The 19,666-nt window shown below is 25.3% G+C and carries 13 protein-coding genes and 1 other RNA gene; 13 read left to right on the plus strand and 1 reads right to left on the minus strand.

The window, feature by feature from the left end; genetic code table 4:
* Window positions 1-5 precede the first annotated feature (5 nt).
* From AACL01_RS00415 to trmB, 13 genes are all read left to right on the plus strand, one after another.
* On the plus strand, window positions 6-908 hold the full coding sequence (locus tag AACL01_RS00415) for a hypothetical protein (RefSeq protein ID WP_339022886.1): 903 nt from the start codon (window positions 6-8) through the stop codon (window positions 906-908).
* On the plus strand, window positions 901-2,334 hold the full coding sequence (locus AACL01_RS00420; protein WP_339022887.1) for an SGNH/GDSL hydrolase family protein: 1,434 nt from the start codon (window positions 901-903) through the stop codon (window positions 2,332-2,334). Before AACL01_RS00415 ends, AACL01_RS00420 begins: the two co-directional genes overlap by 8 nt.
* 184 nt (window positions 2,335-2,518) lie before the next feature.
* Window positions 2,519-4,633, plus strand: coding sequence for a PTS fructose transporter subunit IIABC (locus AACL01_RS00425; protein ID WP_339022888.1), 2,115 nt, complete (start codon window positions 2,519-2,521; stop codon window positions 4,631-4,633).
* Window positions 4,634-4,685: 52 nt separating this feature from the next.
* Window positions 4,686-5,489: a MurR/RpiR family transcriptional regulator gene (locus tag AACL01_RS00430; RefSeq protein WP_339022890.1), complete on the plus strand. Its 804-nt coding sequence runs from the start codon at window positions 4,686-4,688 to the stop codon at window positions 5,487-5,489.
* Window positions 5,477-8,461 (plus strand): hypothetical protein, encoded by a 2,985-nt coding sequence (locus tag AACL01_RS00435; protein ID WP_339022891.1) that lies wholly within the window; start codon window positions 5,477-5,479, stop codon window positions 8,459-8,461. Before AACL01_RS00430 ends, AACL01_RS00435 begins: the two co-directional genes overlap by 13 nt.
* Before the next feature lie 81 nt (window positions 8,462-8,542).
* A complete protein-coding gene (locus AACL01_RS00440) occupies window positions 8,543-10,993 on the plus strand; it encodes a fructose-specific PTS transporter subunit EIIC (RefSeq protein WP_339022892.1) in 2,451 nt (816 codons plus the stop codon).
* A gap of 60 nt (window positions 10,994-11,053) precedes the next feature.
* A complete protein-coding gene (locus AACL01_RS00445; RefSeq protein WP_339022893.1) occupies window positions 11,054-12,802 on the plus strand; it encodes an ATP-binding cassette domain-containing protein in 1,749 nt (582 codons plus the stop codon).
* Window positions 12,803-13,000: 198 nt separating this feature from the next.
* On the plus strand, window positions 13,001-13,717 hold the full coding sequence (locus AACL01_RS00450) for an ABC transporter ATP-binding protein (protein WP_339022895.1): 717 nt from the start codon (window positions 13,001-13,003) through the stop codon (window positions 13,715-13,717).
* The gene (locus AACL01_RS00455; RefSeq protein WP_339022897.1) at window positions 13,710-14,684 is read left to right on the plus strand and encodes an ABC transporter permease subunit; all 975 of its coding nucleotides are present in this window, start codon (window positions 13,710-13,712) and stop codon (window positions 14,682-14,684) included. Before AACL01_RS00450 ends, AACL01_RS00455 begins: the two co-directional genes overlap by 8 nt.
* Window positions 14,685-14,725: 41 nt before the next feature.
* Window positions 14,726-15,128: a transfer-messenger RNA gene (gene ssrA / locus AACL01_RS00460) on the plus strand.
* 36 nt (window positions 15,129-15,164) lie between these two features.
* A complete protein-coding gene (locus AACL01_RS00465) occupies window positions 15,165-17,138 on the plus strand; it encodes an EAL domain-containing protein (RefSeq protein ID WP_339022898.1) in 1,974 nt (657 codons plus the stop codon).
* Window positions 17,139-17,148: 10 nt separating this feature from the next.
* The gene (locus tag AACL01_RS00470) at window positions 17,149-18,573 is read left to right on the plus strand and encodes a magnesium transporter (RefSeq protein WP_339022899.1); all 1,425 of its coding nucleotides are present in this window, start codon (window positions 17,149-17,151) and stop codon (window positions 18,571-18,573) included.
* Between the two features lie 12 nt (window positions 18,574-18,585).
* Window positions 18,586-19,224, plus strand: coding sequence for a tRNA (guanosine(46)-N7)-methyltransferase TrmB (trmB, locus tag AACL01_RS00475; protein ID WP_339022900.1), 639 nt, complete (start codon window positions 18,586-18,588; stop codon window positions 19,222-19,224).
* On the opposite strand, the gene AACL01_RS00480 is transcribed toward trmB, so the two are convergent.
* Window positions 19,221-19,664 (minus strand): hypothetical protein, encoded by a 444-nt coding sequence (locus AACL01_RS00480; protein WP_339022902.1) that lies wholly within the window; start codon window positions 19,662-19,664, stop codon window positions 19,221-19,223. The two genes, trmB and AACL01_RS00480, sit on opposite strands and share 4 nt — an antisense overlap.
* Between the last annotated feature and the right edge of the window lie 2 nt (window positions 19,665-19,666).

A 19,666-nucleotide genomic window follows, 5' to 3' on the forward strand; every position in this document is an offset into this window, starting at 1 on the left:
GTATTATGTTTAAAAAGATATTCTCATTAAAAACATTAATTGTTTTAATAGTTATATTTCCTTCACTGTTGGGGTTTGTTATGATGACTCCTGGTGTTGGTTTTCAGTCATTAAGATTTATAAATTCTGTTAAAAAACAAATTAAAAAAGTAATGCCAAAAGGAAAGTATGTTCTTGATGGTAAACACCCAATGTATAATGCTGCAGCTGGAAGTATTATTAAAAAAACTTATGTTGCTGATATTTTATCTGTTACAGATTGAAGAAACCCAGAAGAATCGGGTTCTGAAGCTAATAGAAAAAAATATGTAGAATATGCTGAAAAATGATATGAAAAAACTTATGCAGAAAAAGTAAAAAATCATCAAGATATTGATATTAATTCTGTTTGTTTAGACATGGTTAAGTTTGATGAAAAAGCAGTCGCTGATTTATTTAAACCAACTTATGTAAAAACTGGAATTGAATGATTTTTTAGAGACGGTTTAGAATACTTGTTTTCTAGTAAAGGAAATGATTTGGTTAAAGAAGCAAGATTAAAGCAAACAGTTATTGATCAAGGACAATTTATTAATGCATTAAATTATTCTAATCACACACTAGATGGACCTGAAGTAAAATTTTCAATTGGTAATTATGTTGTGAATGCAAAGGTTTGATTATTAAATATTCAGCAAGAATCAATGCGAGCTGCTGCAAGTTTGGGTTTATTAAAAGATCACAATATTAAAGCATCAGATATTTTTTGAAATGTTAAACCTTCAGATTTAACAGCACCAAATTATGTATTAGCAATATATGCAACATTTATTGGTTATGTTTTATTCTTAATAATTGGTCCTATATCAATTTTAAGTTATATTACATTTTTATTAATCGTAAGAATAAGGAGAAAATATCATGCGTAAATTATTGACACCATTATTGGGAATAATAATAATTTCTGCTTCTGTTTCAACAGTTGTCGCTTGTGGTAATAATAAAACAAGTCAAAAAGAATTAGATAAAGTTGTTGGCATGGATATTGATAAAAGTAGTGCTAGTGATGAAAAACCTAAAAATTTACAATATGGAATCACTGATTTTTATACAATTGGTGATTCATTAAGCGATGGTGGAGCCTTGTTTCATGCTTTGGGGTTCAAAGCAAAAGCTTTACTTGATATTATTGCAAGTGATCCTAAAACCTTAGATCCTATTGTTAAAAATATTTTAGTGAATTATTTACATTTTAATGTATCTGATTTTCAATTAAAAAATTTAATTACTTTAGCAAAAGCGATTATTGGCTATGATTCATGAAAAATCAATATAAATTTAGTTAATGAAAAAAATGAATCAAGAAATTATTACAATGATAATGGAGCAGCAGCTATATGATTAGCTAATAAATTGGGATTCAATATAGATGACACAATAAATGGGGCTGAAAAACCTCAAGGCGGATTAAAATTTGATTATGGTTTTGAGGTTAACATTAATGGAAAACTAAAACATAAATATGGAAGAAATTATGCAATAGCTGGTTCCACAGCTCAAGAACAAAGTGGTATTTCTGGAATTCTTTTAAATGATTGAAGAATTAGCGAACAAGCAAGAGTAGTTGTAATGCAACATAAAATTTTACCTAATGACTTAGTTATGATGGAAATTGGGGGAAATGATTTATATAATTTAGCTGCAACAAATAATGACAAAGAAAAAAATGCATTAATGAATAGTTCAATAAATGATATTAGAAGAGCAATTTTAACATTAGTAAACAATGGTGTTAAAAAAATTATGTTTTTAAATGCACCAGATATTAGTTTAACACCCAATATAATTAATTTAACTAGCGACAAAAAAAGAGCAAGTGAAATTACTAAAGAATTTAATAATAAAGTTTCTGCAACAATTAACGACATTGAGAATGAGTATGAAGAAAGTAATTTAAATATTCAAAAATATAATTTATTTTCTAAATTTAATTCAATCATTGAAAATTCTCAAAAAGAAGATGTGAAGACAAATATAACAGATTCTACTGTTAAATTTGATTTTTCAAAAGAAACAAAAACAAATTTAGAAAATCTAAAAAACTTAATTGAAAATATAATCAAAGAACAAAAAGAAGGTAAATTTCCACTTGATGCCTTAGCAATAGGTTCAAAAATTGAAACCTTTTTAAAAAGTATAAATATATTAGTTTCTGATAATGAATCAATTAATAAAGATAATCCCGCTGATCCAAAGGATGGCAAAGGTGGATATGTATTTTGAGATAAAATTCACCCAAGAACTTGGGTTCATAAAGAAATAGCTCAAGATATGTTTGATATGTTAAAAAAATAAAATAGAACCGTAATTTTGCAAAATTTAGTTTTCAGCAGTTTAATTATTGGTTAATTAAATTTAGAAAAAAAAGAATTATATATTCATTTTTTTATTTTTTTATAAGAAAACTCAAAATAATACTATGAATATTTTATTTAAAAAATAAATAAAATATATTAAAATTATTAAGGGGGAAAAAGAAATGGATATTATAAAAAAAGATTATATATTTCTAGATTTAGAAATTCAAAATCAGCAACAACTTTTTGAAAAAGTTGCAGAAATATCATTTGAAAATAACTTAATTAAAAATAAAGAAAATTTAATTAACGCTTTTTTGGAAAGAGAAAAAATTGATTCTACATATCTAGAAGATGGATTTGCAATTCCTCACGCAAGGGATAAATCCGTTTTAGAGTCTGCAGTATTCTTTATTAGAACTAATAAGGAAATCCAATGAACAGATAAAGAAGCAACAAAACAATTTATTCTTTTAGTTATACCAGAAGGAAATGGTGAATATTTAGACATTTTAAGTGGCATTGCTACCAAATTAATGGATAAAGAATTTAAAAATAAATTAAAAGTTTCTACTAATATAGAAGAAATTTTAGAATTACTAAAAGAAAAAAATAAACAAAAAACAAGTAACATTGTTGGTGATGATGCACTAACAATTGTTGGTGTAAGCGCTTGTGCAACCGGAGTTGCTCACACATACATGGCAAGAGATGCAATATTAGCAGCTGGTAAAGAATTAAATTGAAATGTTTATTGTGAAACACAAGGACAAAAAGGAATTGAATTCAAACTAACAGATCAACAAATTAAAGACGCAGATGCAGTTATTTTGGCAACAGACATTTCTGTTGATCTAGAAAGATTTGCCAATAAAAAAATATATAAAGTAGGAACAAAGGCTTTAATTGCTGATCCAGTTAATCATTTAAGAAGCGCTGTCTCAAAAGGTAAAAAAATGCAAATAGGAAATGATGGTAAAGGTGTCTTTGATGTTAAAACTGATAAAGCCTGAATTGGTCATATAATGAGTGGTATTTCATATATGATTCCATTTATTGTATTTGCTGGAATTATATTTGCTGTAGGAACTGGTATCGGAAAAATTGTATATGGAAAATGATTAGACTATAACGGAGATTTAAATGGTCTAAATTATGTGCAAAAAAATATTCACATTAATAGTGATTGATCAAAAGATTACTTAACACCAAATGGTGATGGAACATATACTGCGCATATCAATGGTTATTGTATTGCAATATTTTATTTATTAAATAAATTTGCGAATGTGGGATTTACAGTTATGATTCCAGTGATGGGAGCATACATTGCAAATTCAATTGCTGGTAGATCTGCAATTGCTCCAGCATTTGTTTTAACATGAGCAGGAGCAAATACAAACTTATGATTACACTGAAGTTTTATTTCAGATAAATTAGTCAACAACTATCCAAGTAATGGTGGAGGTATTTTTGCGGCATTATTCTTCGGATTTGTAATAGGATATACAATAAAATGAATAAATACCAAATGAAAAATTCATAGAATAATTCAACCAATCATGCCAATAATTATTATTCCTGTTTTTGTATCATTAATTTATGGTCTAATAACAATATTATTTTTAGGAAATATTTTTGGGATATTAATTGGTTATGTAAACCAAGGATTACAAGATCTAGAAGCTACTCAATTTGGAATGGCAGGTCTAGGATTAATCTTAGGATTGTTAGCCGGAGTTGATATGGGGGGACCAATTAACAAAATTGCTTCTTTTGGAGCAACAGCCTTAATCTTTACTGATGGAGGTAAAGCTATGGGTTGTGCAGCAGCAGCTTTTGCAGTTGCACCAATCGGTTGTGGTTTATCAACATATATCTTTAAAAAACGTTTAAAAAATGATAAACCTTTAGGAATCAATGCCTTAATCTTGGGATTTATGGGAATTTCTGAGGGAGCAATTCCCTTTGCAGTTAAATATACTTGAGCAGTAATTTTTGCCAATATTATTGGTTCTGGGGTTGCTGGAATGATGGCTGGTTTATTACATGTTTCTGGATGAGTTGGTGCCTGAGGGGGACCTATAATCGCCTTATTTGGTGGTGTAACAAGTTGAGATATGTCATACATTGGAATTCTTTGATATTTATTAGCAATATTTGCAGGTGTTGTTTTCCAAATTATTATTTTTAGATTTTTATTGGTTGTTAAAGATAATGGGGGATTTAGAGGATTAAAAATTAAAAATGTTTTATCTGATAAAATAGAAACCGAAAATTTTGTGACAAATAAATAAAATATTCATATTTAGGCGTTAGTTATTTATAATATTTAAGAGGAATAAAAACATGATCTTAGACAATATAAAAATTTACGCAAGTGATAAAAAAAATAGTTATTCAAATATAGCAAAAAAAATTATTGAAATTATAAATGAAACCAAAGCATTTCATATTTCTGTTAGTGAATTAGCCAAACGAGTTGGTTGTAGTCAACCGACAGTGACTAGATTTATTAATATCGTTAGTAACAAAGAAGGATATAGAATATTTTCTATAAAAATTAACAAAGAAATAAAACTTTATTTTGAGGGCGAACTAGTTAATGGTGATTATGTTGAAGATCAAAATTCTATTGTAGAAGATATTAAAAATACTTTTGCTGGAATCACAAAAGAAAACATTGAAGGTATAGTCGAAACAATTAAGGGTGCTAATAAAATAAATGTTGTTTCAATCGGTGGCAATAACTCAATTAAATTTGAAATTGAACATACACTTGCCAAAATAGGTAAGTTTGTTATGATTGGTTATGATTGACATCAACAATTAATAAACATTAAATATATGCAAGAAAATGATATAGTTATTGCAATTTCTTATTCAGGATCAAAGGGCGAGATAATATCAATAATTAATGAAGCTAAAAGGAAGAATATTAAAATCATTTTAATAACAGGTTATTTTGAAAGTGAATCAAAAAAATTAGCCGATTATGTTTTAAATGTTTATTCAAAAGACGCAAAGTTTAGAGCTTTTTCTTACTCATCTAGAGTATGTGCACTTGCATTATGAAATGTTATTTTTAAATACTTATTGATGAAAGAAGAACTGAGTCAAGATATAATTGAAGCTTGACAATGAAAAAAATAAATTTTTATTTTGAGTGTTATAATCAAAATATGTTTTCTGATCACGTTATGGAAAAGATTGATTTGGCGGGAATGTTATTGTTTAATATAACATTTTTTTTGCCTCTAATGACTTTGGCATTTTATATATCAATATTGCTTGTTATATGAATTTCAACAATAAAATACACTAAGAAAAAAATTATTTTTCACCACTCTTTGAATAATCATATTTCAACAATTTTGATAAATTGTGTTTCTATTTTTGCAAACATTTTAATTGTTTGTTTACTATTTTTCACGAATGTTTTATTTTTTGGTTCTAAAAACATTGATACAAAAGCATTCATAAAAATTAGTTTTATAATTGCAATGCTAATAATAAATTCAATAACATTTGTTGTCATATTTTTTAAAATTAAATATCTTTTATATTATGTTAAAGATGAAAAAGTATATTATTTTTTATTTAATAAAAAAGCTAAATTACCTAAAACAAAACTTGTGAAACTTTTGGCAGGAAAAGATTTTTTATTATATTTTAAAAACAACGATAAACAATTTTCAAAAACTAATGAAACTTGAACAGAAAATTTAAAATTTAAATCATATTCATGTGGTTTGAGTTTGATTTACATTATTTCATTTTTATTACTTGCAGTTTCTAGTTTTTTTCTTACATACAGATTGGGAGAGTTAAAAAATAATCCTACCAATGCTGCCGAAAAAATGAAAGTAATCCCCCCAAAATTTAAACTTAAAAAATCAGTAAATTATAATAATTACATACACAGTTTTTTTGGAACCAAATATGACAACTATGCAGTTTACTTGGAACACAAAGCTCAAGAAGATGTTTCAAAAAATGAACGTAAATTAGCTTCTGGTTCTTTTTGGGGTAATTATAAAGATTTATTTAATGTTACAAATGATAATTCTAAAACAACTTTATGAGAACACGATTTTAATTCAATGCAATTTGTAGTAATTCCCAAAGATTCTATTTCTTCAATGAGTTTAAGTATTGTGCCTAAAAATAATATAGAAGATAACAACATTTCTGTTAGTTATGGTTGATCAAAATATGTTTATGCATCTAATAATTGAGATTGAGATGGAAACCAAATTGCTAGTGTGCCAAATAAACCATTATGAATACCAGAAAATGTTACCCAAAATCACACTCTAAAAAATATTGATAATCAAAAAGATGTTAATGGAAATTATATTGTTTATGTAGCATGGATTAATTTTTATTCAAATTATGATAACTTAGACAAACCAGTTTCTAAAGAATATACATTAAAGCTTGATGTAAATAGAAGTAGTTATAATTTTCAAGAGTCTTTATGACAACAAGAAAATAATATTAATGTAAAAATTATTAATCATAATTATAATGAAGCAAAACAAACTGCTAATAATAATTTAACATTATTAACCAATGATTCTTTTTTAGCATATAACTCTAGATACATTAATAGAAATAAATTAAATGTTCCTTGAAAAAATGAAGAAGACAAAAATGATTATAATAAATATCTTGATTGAATTTGAAATGAAGGAAAATTAACGCAATTTTACTCATATGCACACAAATATTTAAATTTAAATAATTATACAATGTTTTTTTCAAAACACATGGATAACTATGATAATGGTGATTATCAAACAACAAATTTTGATCAATCTTGAAATTATTCTAAAAACAATTATTCTTTTGTAACATGACATATAGGTACTGATGAAATAACCAAAAAAAGAGAGTTATATATTCCTGAATCAAACAAAGAACTCATTAATAAAAATTTAGATTATGTTTCCAAAACCGGAATTAATAAAATTTATGTTAGGGGATTAATGGATGCTTCAAGAAGATATGGTGGCAAATTTAATAGCAAAAATTTATACTATGATGATAATACAAAACACATGGTACAAATTAATTCATCTGATGAAAACACTGGTGATGAATTTGGTTTTACAGGTCATAAATATAAAATGGAATTTGTTGAAAACATTTTAAATATATTTAAAGAATGAAATAAAAATAATAAAAACAAGTTAACACCAGTATTTTATTTTGATGAAAGAGATAAAGAAGATATTCATGGATTAATTGATGATATAAATATTGATAAACAAGCATGAAAATCAATGGATGAAGATTTTCCAGAACTTGATCCCTTTAAACAACCATATAAAATTGCATGATCAGAATCAATATATAATATGGATTTTAATGATAATGTAATTTTTGCAAAAGATCAACCAATAGATGAACTTTATTTTTATGTAGACTCTTTAAATGAAGTTGGGCCAAATTTAGAAAAAATATCTAATGAAAGAAGTGAAAAAAATAAAAGTACTGGAGTTTATACGGTTGCGACAAATAAATTTAATTTACTTTCAAGATCAGAACCAGGAAACAGTGCATTTTTCTTAAATGCAGAATATAACAAACAATTAAATTCATTTTTAAAATATGCTATAAGTTCTTGGACATATTATAATCAAAAAGATAAAAATCAATTAGTTGAATCAGATAGTGTTTGAACGAGTAATTATGAAAAAAAATATAAACATGAATGAAGTAATGCCGATGTTTCAGGTGATACTGTTTTAACTTTCCCTTTAGAAGATAGTGATGAATCGGCTTTAAAAGAAAATATAAATAGCCAAAATCCTTATTTCAATATTTCTAATAGATATTATATGCTTTCATATGGTTTAAATAATGTTAAAAAACTTGAATGATTAAAAGAAAAAAATAACCCAGATTATAATAATTATTTAGATTATGCAATTAATTTTAATGAATATGCGCAACAACAAAGCAGTTCAAGTTTTAATAAATTTCATTTTAATACAAAAAATTGATTTAAAGATCCATCTAATTGATTTAGAGCAAACTTTTACATTTATAACATAAAAAACATCGCAGAAGATCCAATAAGTATTTCAAGAAAACTTGAAAATATTTTAAACAAATAAAATACTTTATCACCAATAGAATAATTTATTCATTTAATAAATAAAAAATAGTATAATATTTTATTGAGGAGAAGATTTGTAATGGATATTATAAAAAAAGAATACATTTTCTTAGATATAGAAGTTAACAATCAAAAAGAAGCGTTTAGTTTTTTTGCAAAAAAAGCTGCCGAATTTGGAATTGTTAATGATGAAAAATCTTTAATAAAAGGTTTTGAAGATAGAGAGCAGGAATCATCTACAGGTTTTGAGGAGGGTTTCGCAATCCCACACGCAAGAATTCCAGAAGTTAAAAAAGCCGCTGTTTTTTTTGCTAGATTCAAAAAAGGAATTGATTGAAAATCAATGGATGGTAATCCAACAAACGTCGCAATTGCACTTATAGTTCCTAAAGGTCCATCAGGAGATGAACATATTAGTATATTAAGCAATGTGGCAACAAAATTAATGGATAAAAAATTTAAAAATATTGCAAAAACAAGTAATAATGAGCAAGAAATTGTAGAGCAATTAGTTGAGGAACAACAACCACAAAAAATTACTAATAATAATGACGACAAGAAATTAAACATTGTTGGTATTACAGCATGTGTTGTAGGAATTGCTCACACTTATATGGCAGAACAAAAGTTATTAGAAATGGGGCAAAAATTAGGTCACAACATTAGAGTTGAAACACAAGGTTCTAAAGGTGTTGGAAATAAACTAACAAGCAAAGAAATCGATGAAGCTGATGTTGTTATTTTAGCAACAGACACAGCTGTTGATACATCTAGATTTGTTGGTAAAAAAGTTTACTCAGTTAAAGTTGCTGAAGCTATTAAGGATCCAGCTAAAATTATTAACCAGTCAATGAAACTAGGTTCTATATTAGTTGGAAATAACAAAAACAATTCATTTAATACAAAAAATGTAAATAATGAAAAAAATGGAGTTATGCAACACATTTTATCTGGTATCTCATATATGATTCCAGTTATCATCATGGGGGGTATTTGTCTTGCCTTTTCATTAGGGGTAGCAAAAGCTGTTTGAGGACCGGGTGCATCACCTGATCACGACGGTCTTGCAAAATGAGGTCCCTTAAATATTTTAAATATTATTGGAGGAGCCGCATTTGGATTAATGATTCCAGTTCTTGCTGGATTTATTGCAAATTCAGTTGCTGGTAGATCGGCCATAGCCCCTGCAATGGTTTCTGCCTGAATAGCAAACCAAGCAGGCACAATGAATGCTGATGGAAAAATTGAAAATCTAGGAAACTTAATGCCTTGAATTAGCGGTATGGACGTTGTTCAAACACCGCTAGGATTTATTGGAGCAATAATTGCTGGGCTTGGAGTTGGATATTTTGTAAAATGAATTAACACCTGAAGAGTACCAAAAGCATTAGCACCAGCAATGCCAATATTTTTTGTACCACTAGTTGCTGGTATAGGAATGTCATTAATATTTATTTATATAATTGGTGCGCCAATTGGATGAGTAATGCAACAAGTTCAAGACGGAATTAAAAAGGCTTATTCAGGAGATATTGGATTTGGTGTTGGTATTGGACTTGGATTTATATTAGGGGCAATGGCTGGATTTGATATGGGTGGACCCGTTAATAAAATCGCTTTTGTTACATGTTCAATGTTAGTAACAATGAAAATTTATGAACCAATGGGAGCAATGGCTGCAGGTATTCCTGTTGCACCATTAGGAATGGGACTAACAACAATATTCTTTCCAAGATTCTTTAACAAAGATGAAAAAGGTGTTGGAGTTGCGGCAATTATTATGGGATCAATCGGTATTTCAGAAGGAGCTATTCCTTTTGCTATAAGAGATCCTAAAAGAGCTATTGTTTGTAATGTTGCCGGTTCTGCTGTTGCATCTGCAATTGCAGGAGCATTAATGGTAACAAATAGTGCTGCTCATGGGGGACCAATTGTTGCAATATTAGGAGCAGTTCCTTATGGAAAAGAAACCGCATACTTTTTTCTAGCTATTTTCTGTGGGGTAGTAGTAAATACTTTAATGTATGGACTATGATTAACAAAAGATGCTGGAGCTTATGGTTCAATTAAAGAAGCTCATGTTGCTAAAATTAATGAATATATAAGCGACAGAAATGAAAAAATTGACGAATTAAAAACTCAAATTAAATTAGCAAAACAAGAAAAAAATACATTAAAAGCAAATTCACTAAAAGAACAAATTTACAAAGAGAAACACATTTGTAAATCACTAATTAGTGAAGCAAAAAATGCTTATAAATCAACTTATAAATTAGAATCACAATTAATTAAAGAAAATAAAACTAATATTAAAAATGAAATTTCTAAAATTAATTTTGAATATAAACAAAAAATTGCAGAAGCAAAAATTGAACTTAAAAAAGCACAAAATAAAAAAGATACTTCTAAAATTCAAGAAAAAGAAAATATTATTAATGAAATATTTGAAGATAAACAAAGTGCAATTATTAAATATAATCAACAACTAAGAAAAGATTGTCGTGAAAAATATTTAAGCTTAATTAAATAAAACCACATTTAAAAAAGAGTTAAACTCTTTTTTTGTTTATAATCAAACATAGGTGAAAACATGAAAAATAATGTAGCAATATCATCAGAACAACTAAATAAATTATTTAAGTCAGGATATGGTGTTTTTGATGCTAATTTTGATGTTGAATACGGAAAAGTATTTGGTTATTTGGGGCCTAATGGTGCAGGTAAATCTACTACTATTAGAATGATTATGGGATTTATTAAAGCCCAAAGTGGGAATGTAACAATTAATAAAAAAGATGAAGATTTAGAACAGTATGTTCAATATGATTCATGAAAAGATGCAAATATGATTCAAAGAAATATTGGTTATGTTCCAGGTGAAATTTCTTTTCCAAATTATATGACTGGTGTCGAATTAATTAAACAAGTTTGTAAATTAAGAAACATGAATAATTGAGAAGATGCTAAAAAATGAATTGATTATTGAGAATTTAATCCCAATATGAAAATTAAAAAAATGTCTAAAGGGATGAAACAAAAAGTTGCTTTAGTTTTAGCGTGAATGCATAATCCAGATATTATTATTTTGGATGAACCAACAACAGGTTTAGATCCATTAATGCAAGAAAAGTTTTGCAAACTTGTTCTACAATCAAAAAAAGAAGGAAAAGCAGTTATTCTTTCATCGCATATTTTTTCAGAAATTGAAAAAGTTTGTGACAAGATTGCAATTATTAAAAGAGGAAAAATAATTTCTAATATAGACATTGATGAAATTAAATATCATGAAGAAAAAACTTATGAAATAAAATTTCTTGATAAAGTTGAAATGAATCAACTTAAAAATGATGACAAATGAATAATTGAAAATTATGACAATGATTCATATGTTATAAAAGTAAACAATAAATTTGTTAATGAATTCATTTCAAAAATATCTAAATTTAAAGTGGAATATTTAAAAGAACATGCATTAAGTTTGGAAGAATATTTTATGAAATATTATCAAAACGAAATTGAGTCAGATGTTACTGATTCTGTTGCAAGGGTAGAAATATCAGGTTCTCATAAAAGGGGAAAATATTCTTTTGAATTGATTAGAGATACAACAAGAAAAACATGAAAACTTTGAGCATTTTTAACTTTTTTACCAATTTTAATTGAAGTTTTATTAATTATAATTTTTAAAAAAGACAAAGGTACGGGTGTTACTATTGAAGATTCACTATTAAAAATGTTTTTCACAAGTACTGGAACACCATTTTTAGTAATGTTAATTTATATTATTATTGTTAATAATTCTTTAGTAGTTGGTGAGGTTGATAAAGGTACAATGGTGAACTTGTTAACAACAGATCAATCAAGAAAAAGAGTTATTATTTCTAAAATGGCTGTGACTTATGGTTCTGTTGTGTTAAGTATTTTATTGTTTTATTTAACCCAATTATTAGTATTTTCAATGCTAGGAATAATAAGTCAAACAAATCAAGTAACTTTATTTATAAACTTAGTTGGTCTATTATTACTACTACTAACATTTAGCACTTTAACTTTTTGATCAAGTGCGTATTTTAATAAATCAGCGATTTCATTATCTATTTGTGGAGCAGTTTCAATAATATTTTACGTATTTGCTTTAACCGCTAAAATTGGTGAAATGGAACATAATAAAGCGATTGAGAATTTAAAATATATCACAATTTGTACATTGTTCGAACATATAAAAAATATTTCTAAAGTTCAAACATGAATGCCAGAATTTCTAGTTATGGGGGGAATAATTTGTGGATCAACGTTTGCTGCATATCAAACTTTCTTAAGAAAAGATTTACCATTATAAAATAAATATTAAAAAACCTTTTTATATTAGGTTTTTTTTTTTTTTTTATTATTAATGTAAAATTAAATTAGAAAAGAAAATATTAAATAATTAAATTAAAAATCAACAATACAAAATTATACAAAATTCAATTTATTATAAAGTTTAAAATATAAATTTAAACTTTTAAACAAACTAAATAAGGATTTAAATAAAGTAATGAATTCAATAAAAATAATTAATGTTACAAAAGATTATGGAAATAATCGAGGAAATTTTAATATTAATTTAGATGTTAATGAATCTGAAGCATATGCAATCTTAGGACCAAATGGTGCTGGTAAAACCACATTAGTTAGTCAAGTAATGGGTTTTATAAAACCTACATCAGGACAAATTAAAATTAATGAAATAGATTCTTTAATTGAACCAGAAAAAATAATGGAATTTGTTGGTTATATACCAGGAGATTTTTTGTTATATAAAAATATTAAAGGAAAAGATTATTTTGATATCATATCTAGTTTTAGAAAAAATATTGATAAAAAATATTTAGATTATCTAATTCAATATTTTGAATTAGACCCTAACATAAAAATTAAAAAAATGTCTAAAGGAACAAAACAAAAAGTTGCAATAATAAATGCTCTCATGTTTAAACCAAAAATTTTAGTTTTAGATGAACCAACAAGCGGGTTAGACCCATTAATGATGGAAAAATTTAATAATATAATTATGAATTTAAAAAAACAAGGTTGCACAATTTTTGTGTGTTCGCATATATTTCAAGAAGTTGCAAAGTTTTGTGATAAAGCAGCATTTTTAAAAAATGGAAAAATTATAAAAGAAATAAATATAAAAAATAACAATGTTGATTTAATTGAAAAAGAATTTTTAAATATTTTTAAAGAAAAAATGGAATTTAATTATGAATAGTAAAAGTAATTTAGCGATATTTAAAATACATAAGTTTGAGTTTAAGCGCTCATGAATTTTACTTTTATTTTTTACAATTATTTATTTTTTAATTACTGCACTTTTTATTTTACAAATCACAAACTATACCTTTAAAACAGTTAATAGTATTACTAAAATATCTTTTTTAAATCCATATGTTAAGTTAAAGGGTTCTGATCACGGTTTTTTTTATGGTATGGAAGATAATGGTTATGCCTTTAGAAACATTTTACTTAATGCGCCAGCTATTGTGTTGTTTTTAATTTTTTCACAAATTATGATTAATAAAGTTTTATTAGTAGAAATTAATCATGGAGAAATTTACACATGATTAACACTGCCAATAAATAGAAAAAAAATAATTTTAGGAAAAATGAGTTCAATATTTTTAATGAATATAATAATATTTCTTCCGTCTTTTTTATATGGGGTTTTAATGACTTGTTTTTATGGAGTGAGTTCTGAATGAGCAAGGATGTTATTATTTTATTTAGAATTCTTAGTTTTTATATTTTTAATGATTTCAATTTTTATAATTGTTTCATTGGCACTTTCAAATAATAGTTTTTTAACTAATTTTATATGTTCCATAATAACAACATGAATAATTCTTAGTTTTGCCATGACACAAGTTTATGAGGCACAAAAAAGTGCAAATAACGAAGTTCATGGATTTATTGCAAACTTTAAATACATAAAATATTTTTCATTTCAATCACTAATTATTTCAACAATAGATTATGATAATGAAATTCTAACAAAGACAATTAATCAAACTTATTTACCCAATGGTAAGTTAAAACATTATTATGTTTTAACTTATGTATTAATTAAAAAAGTTAATTGAAAATTATTAATTCCATTTACATTATTAACTACGTTAATTACATTTATAAATAGTTTTATAAACATAAAATTATTTAAAACAAAAAACTTCTTATTATAAACCACAAATAGTGGTTTTTTATTTTGATATAATAACTTTATGGGGATGTTTTGGATTCGACAAGATATTTCTGATTTTTAACTGCAGTGGTGTGGTAGACCATAATTACTACTAGGTTTGATTAAACGCAAACGAAGAAAAAAACGAAACTGAAATGCCAGCATTTATGATCAACAATGCATCAGCTGGAGCAGCATACGCTGCTTTCTAATCTTTTAGATTAAAGCATTCAAGCTATTTTATGTTGTGTGTTGAATAAGATAGTTATAATAAACACAATCGAATTAATGATGGTAATAAATTAGTTCAAAATTATATTACCAAGGTCATCGAGTTAAGCTTGTTAGTTTCTTAATTGGTGATCACGTTTTAGAATTAACTAAACTGTAGATGTTATTAATTGGTGTATTTTGGACGCGGGTTCAACTCCCGCCATCTCCACCATTTTTTTATTGTTTTTTAAGAAAGGGTATTGAAAATATGCAATTATTTCAGTTATTAGTATTCAATGGACTTTCTTACATAGCAATAATTTTATTGTTTTATATTATCGTGTGAGGTTTTACAAGACACATTTTTGATAGTGTAAAAATTTATTATGAAATCATTTTGGGAATTTTATTTTCCCTTTTTTCAATTGTATTTAATATTTTTTTACAAGGTACACTTAAGGGTAATGAATTATTAAATAACAACTATGAAATTATTTATTTATTGCCCATATTAGTTTTTTGAACCGTAACAGTGTTTATTTCTTTATGATCATCAGCAATAGTGTTAGCAACAAATTTATTAGTTATCTTTTCGTTTTATAAAATATTGCCAGAATTTTTTAAACAGATTGAAAATCAAGAAATTTTAATTTTAATAATGATTTCTTATTTTTTAATATTGTTTTTAATGATATTAAAAACATTTGTTTACCGAAAAATAAACACAGTGGTTATTTGATCATCAACAACACTAGCATGTTTAATGTACATATTTATTAGAATTATTCCTCATTTATCTGCAGAAAATAATTGAAACACTTTGTTAATATTGTCGGTTTGATTAGTTCTTGGTTATATATTGTATGGTTTTGTTGTAATAGTTGAAAAAATTTATAATCATGCGCTAAGACTTAAAAATATTGTTAAATTTGAAAATGATTATTATTTAAATTACAGCTCAAAAAACTCTTTTTTACTCGAACAAATATTTGATAAAAATATTAAATATGGAATATACATACACTTCTTTGTTTCTAACTATGAGTTATTCGAAAAAAATTTAAATTCAGCTACTCGTGAATCAATAATGAAAAATATAACTGATCAAATCTATCAATTATTTGTACAAAAATTTCCTAATGCAGTTTTCTTTAAAGAAAATTATAAAACTTATGGATTATTTTTGCCCTTAGAAACATATGGAAAGATTATTAAAAATCCTACAAAATTTATTGGAGAAAGTATTCCACAACTAGAAGAACTTATTTGTAAACTAAAATTAGATTTTTTTTATAACAGTTACAAAATTTCTTTGCAAATAAAAAATTCAGTTGCATTTTTTGGAGTTGATTCAAATGACTTTAAAGAATTAAGTTATTTTAATCAATATAACGAAAGATTTAATAAATCATTAAGAGCAGATAAATTAAACGTTATTAATGTTGCAAAAATTCACCAACATGAAAATATTAAGCACCAAATAAATGCACTTTCATCATCAATTGATTTAAATTTATTTACTCCTGTTTACAAACCAATTTATTCTTGTGAAGCAAGCGATTATATTGGTTATGAAATTGATTATGCATTTGAGGGGTATTTAATTACCGAAAAAGTTTTTGAAGAAAATATGAGGAATATTCAAAAATTAGAATTAAATTCTTTATTTACACGTTACATTTCTTTAATAGGGGTTAAGCGTTATAAAAAAGATGTTGAAAAACTAAAAAACAAAAAAGTGTTTATTAAGTACGATTTAAATACATTTTGTGAAAAAACATTTGATGTAGAAGAATTTATTTTAAAACTAGAAGAAAATGATGTTAATTTTCAAAATTTGTATTTAGGATTTGATTACTTGTTTGAAATAAAAAACGTTGAAGTCTTTCAAAAAAATATTGAAAAAATATTACAATGCGGAATTAAAACTTTTATTTTTAATTACGAATTTGATAAAGAAAAAATCCAATATGTATTGTTGACAAAACCATCATATGTTTGAATTAATAATGAAAATTGAGCTAAGTATTTAGAATTAAAAGTTTATGTTGATTTTATAGAAAGCACAAAAAATATTTTTGAAAAATTAGGAATTGAAGTTATTTTTACCAACGTAAGGACATACAATGATTTTAAAAAAATTAAAGAAAAAGGTGTAAAATTAGTTCAAGGTGAATTATTTGAGAAATTCTATACACCAAGTAACATTGGTAAAGAACTTAAATATCTGTTAAATAAATAGGGAGAACATCGTGGAATTAAACGATTCGAAAAAGTTAGAAGAAATAAAGACGAAAATTAAACTTGCTTATTTAAACAATAGCAAAAGCGACTTAGAAAAATTGGCAGAGGAATATTATTTTATTGATATCGCCGAAGCAATTAATGATTTTGATGATATTAATTATACATTTAATGTATTCATGTTTTTTGATATTGAAGCACAAGCGGAGATGTTTGAACATTTAAAAAACGAATTAAAAGAAAAAATTGTTAGTAGTTTATCCTCAATAAAACTTAAAGAAATTTTTTCAGAAATAGATACAGATGAAATTGTAGAAATTTTAGAAGACGTCGATAAAGAAACAGCAATTAAGATTTTAAAATCAATGGATAGAGAACTTCGTAGTGAAGTAAATCAAATATTAAAACATGATGATGATAGTGTGGGAAGCATTATGTCTACAGAATTCATTTCTTTAAATGAAAATTTAGATGTCAAAGAATGTAAAAAAATTTTAAAAATTAAGTTAAAAGAATTTAATGAAGTTAAAGAGTTTTATGTTGTTAATGACTATAACATGTTGATTGGAACAATTACTTTAAAAGAAATTTTCTTTGAAAGCGATTCAACTAAAATTAAAGACATTATGGAAACAAGAATAATTTCTTTAAAAACAAATCAAGATCAAGAAGAAATTGTTGAGTTATTTAAAAAATATGAAGTTACTGCTATGCCAATCGTAGACGAAAAAAATGTACTTGTTGGTGTAATAACTGTTGATGATGTTTTAGATGTTATTGAAGAAGAGATTAATGAAGATATTTATAAAATTGGGGGAGTCGTTCCACACAATGATGATTATTTTGAAACATCAATTTTTAGCTTGTTAAAGAATAGGTTTTTAATGATGTTTTGTATAGGTGTTATAGGTATGATAATTCAGTTTACAATTTTTGCAACTATTAAATTAGTTGATGTTGATGCATTTAATCAATTTCAAAAAACAAGAATGTTTTTGATAATCCCAGCATTAACTTATTTCTTTTTATTAATATCTACAAAATTTACACAAACTTATATTGTGGTAAATCGATGTGTATCATTAAGAGAAGTTGATAGAGATGAAATTTATAAAATATATGGCAAAGAACTGTTGGTTTGTTTGGGGATTTCGGGACTGGTATTTTTATTATCAATAATTAATTTTATTTTATTAAAATTATTATTTGTTGATTTAAATAGCATTAACAAATTTATTGAGTATTCACTAGCACTTTCATTATTGGTAGTTTTCTTGTCATTTGTTTTTACAATAATTGCGGTTGCAATACCAACTTATTCTTTTAAATATAAAAAATCTGATTCAAAAATTTCGTTGCCCATATTAACTGGTTTTGTACAATTAATAACAATTGTTTTAGAATGTTTATTTATTTACTTAATAAAATTTTAGAAATGAGGCTTTATGAGACTTAGAAATAAGCAATGAACAAAAGAATATATAGAACAAAATCAACAACATTTTATTAATTCTCAAGATGATGTTAAGAATTTTGCAAAAGACTCCCATCTTCATATTGAAATTGGTTGCGGTAAGGGGAAATTTATAACTGAATTAAAATACAAAAACCCAACTATTAAATACATTGCAATTGAAAGAGAGGCAACAGTTATTGGTGTTGCATTAAAGAAAGCTTTAGTTTACTTTGACAATAAATTAGAAAATTTAAAATTCTGAAACGGAAATGCAAAACAACTTGGAGAATATTTTGAAAAGTCATCAGTTGATAAAATTTATTTAAATTTTTCAGATCCATGACCTAAAAAAAGACACTCTAAAAATAGATTAACCCATATTAATTTTTTAAATATTTATCTTGATATATTGAGGGCTGGCGGTGTTATTGAAATTAAAACAGATAATGAAAATCTATATAACTTTACTTTAGAAGAAATAACAAAATCAAAATTTACCTTAGTTTATAAAACAACTAATTTATATCAAGATATTGAAAATAATTTAGAAAATATTGCAACTGAATATGAACAAAAATTTGTTGAACAAAACAAAAATATTTATAAAATTTGTCTAGTAAAAAATTAATTTTTATTTAAATAATAAGTGTTTAATTTAACAAACAACGTGCAACATAAAAAGTTTGATAATAAAATAACTAATATTGGAATTAAAATTTTATGAGTCATAATTTGAAAATCAACACCTTTAAATGAAATAAAAAAACTTACAAATTGTAAAAATGTTATAAAAATACAAAAAGCAATTATTCATATTAATCCAAAACTTGAAATCTTATATTTTCTTTCATCATTATTAACAACAAAAATTTTTAAATAAACTATTTCTTTATAATTTAAAACAGCAAAGAAAACAGAAAATAATATTGGATTAATACCAATAATTAATAATTTATATTTCTTGTAAGTGTCATCATTTAACGAATTGAATAATGCAAACAAGATGATTGCAATTAAAAACAAAACAGACAGCGTGATTAAAAATATTTTATTTTTTGAATTAAGCATTA

It is taken from the genome of Spiroplasma endosymbiont of Crioceris asparagi (genome assembly GCF_964020035.1).
Taxonomy (GTDB): domain Bacteria; phylum Bacillota_I; class Bacilli_A; order Mycoplasmatales; family Mycoplasmataceae; genus TIUS-1.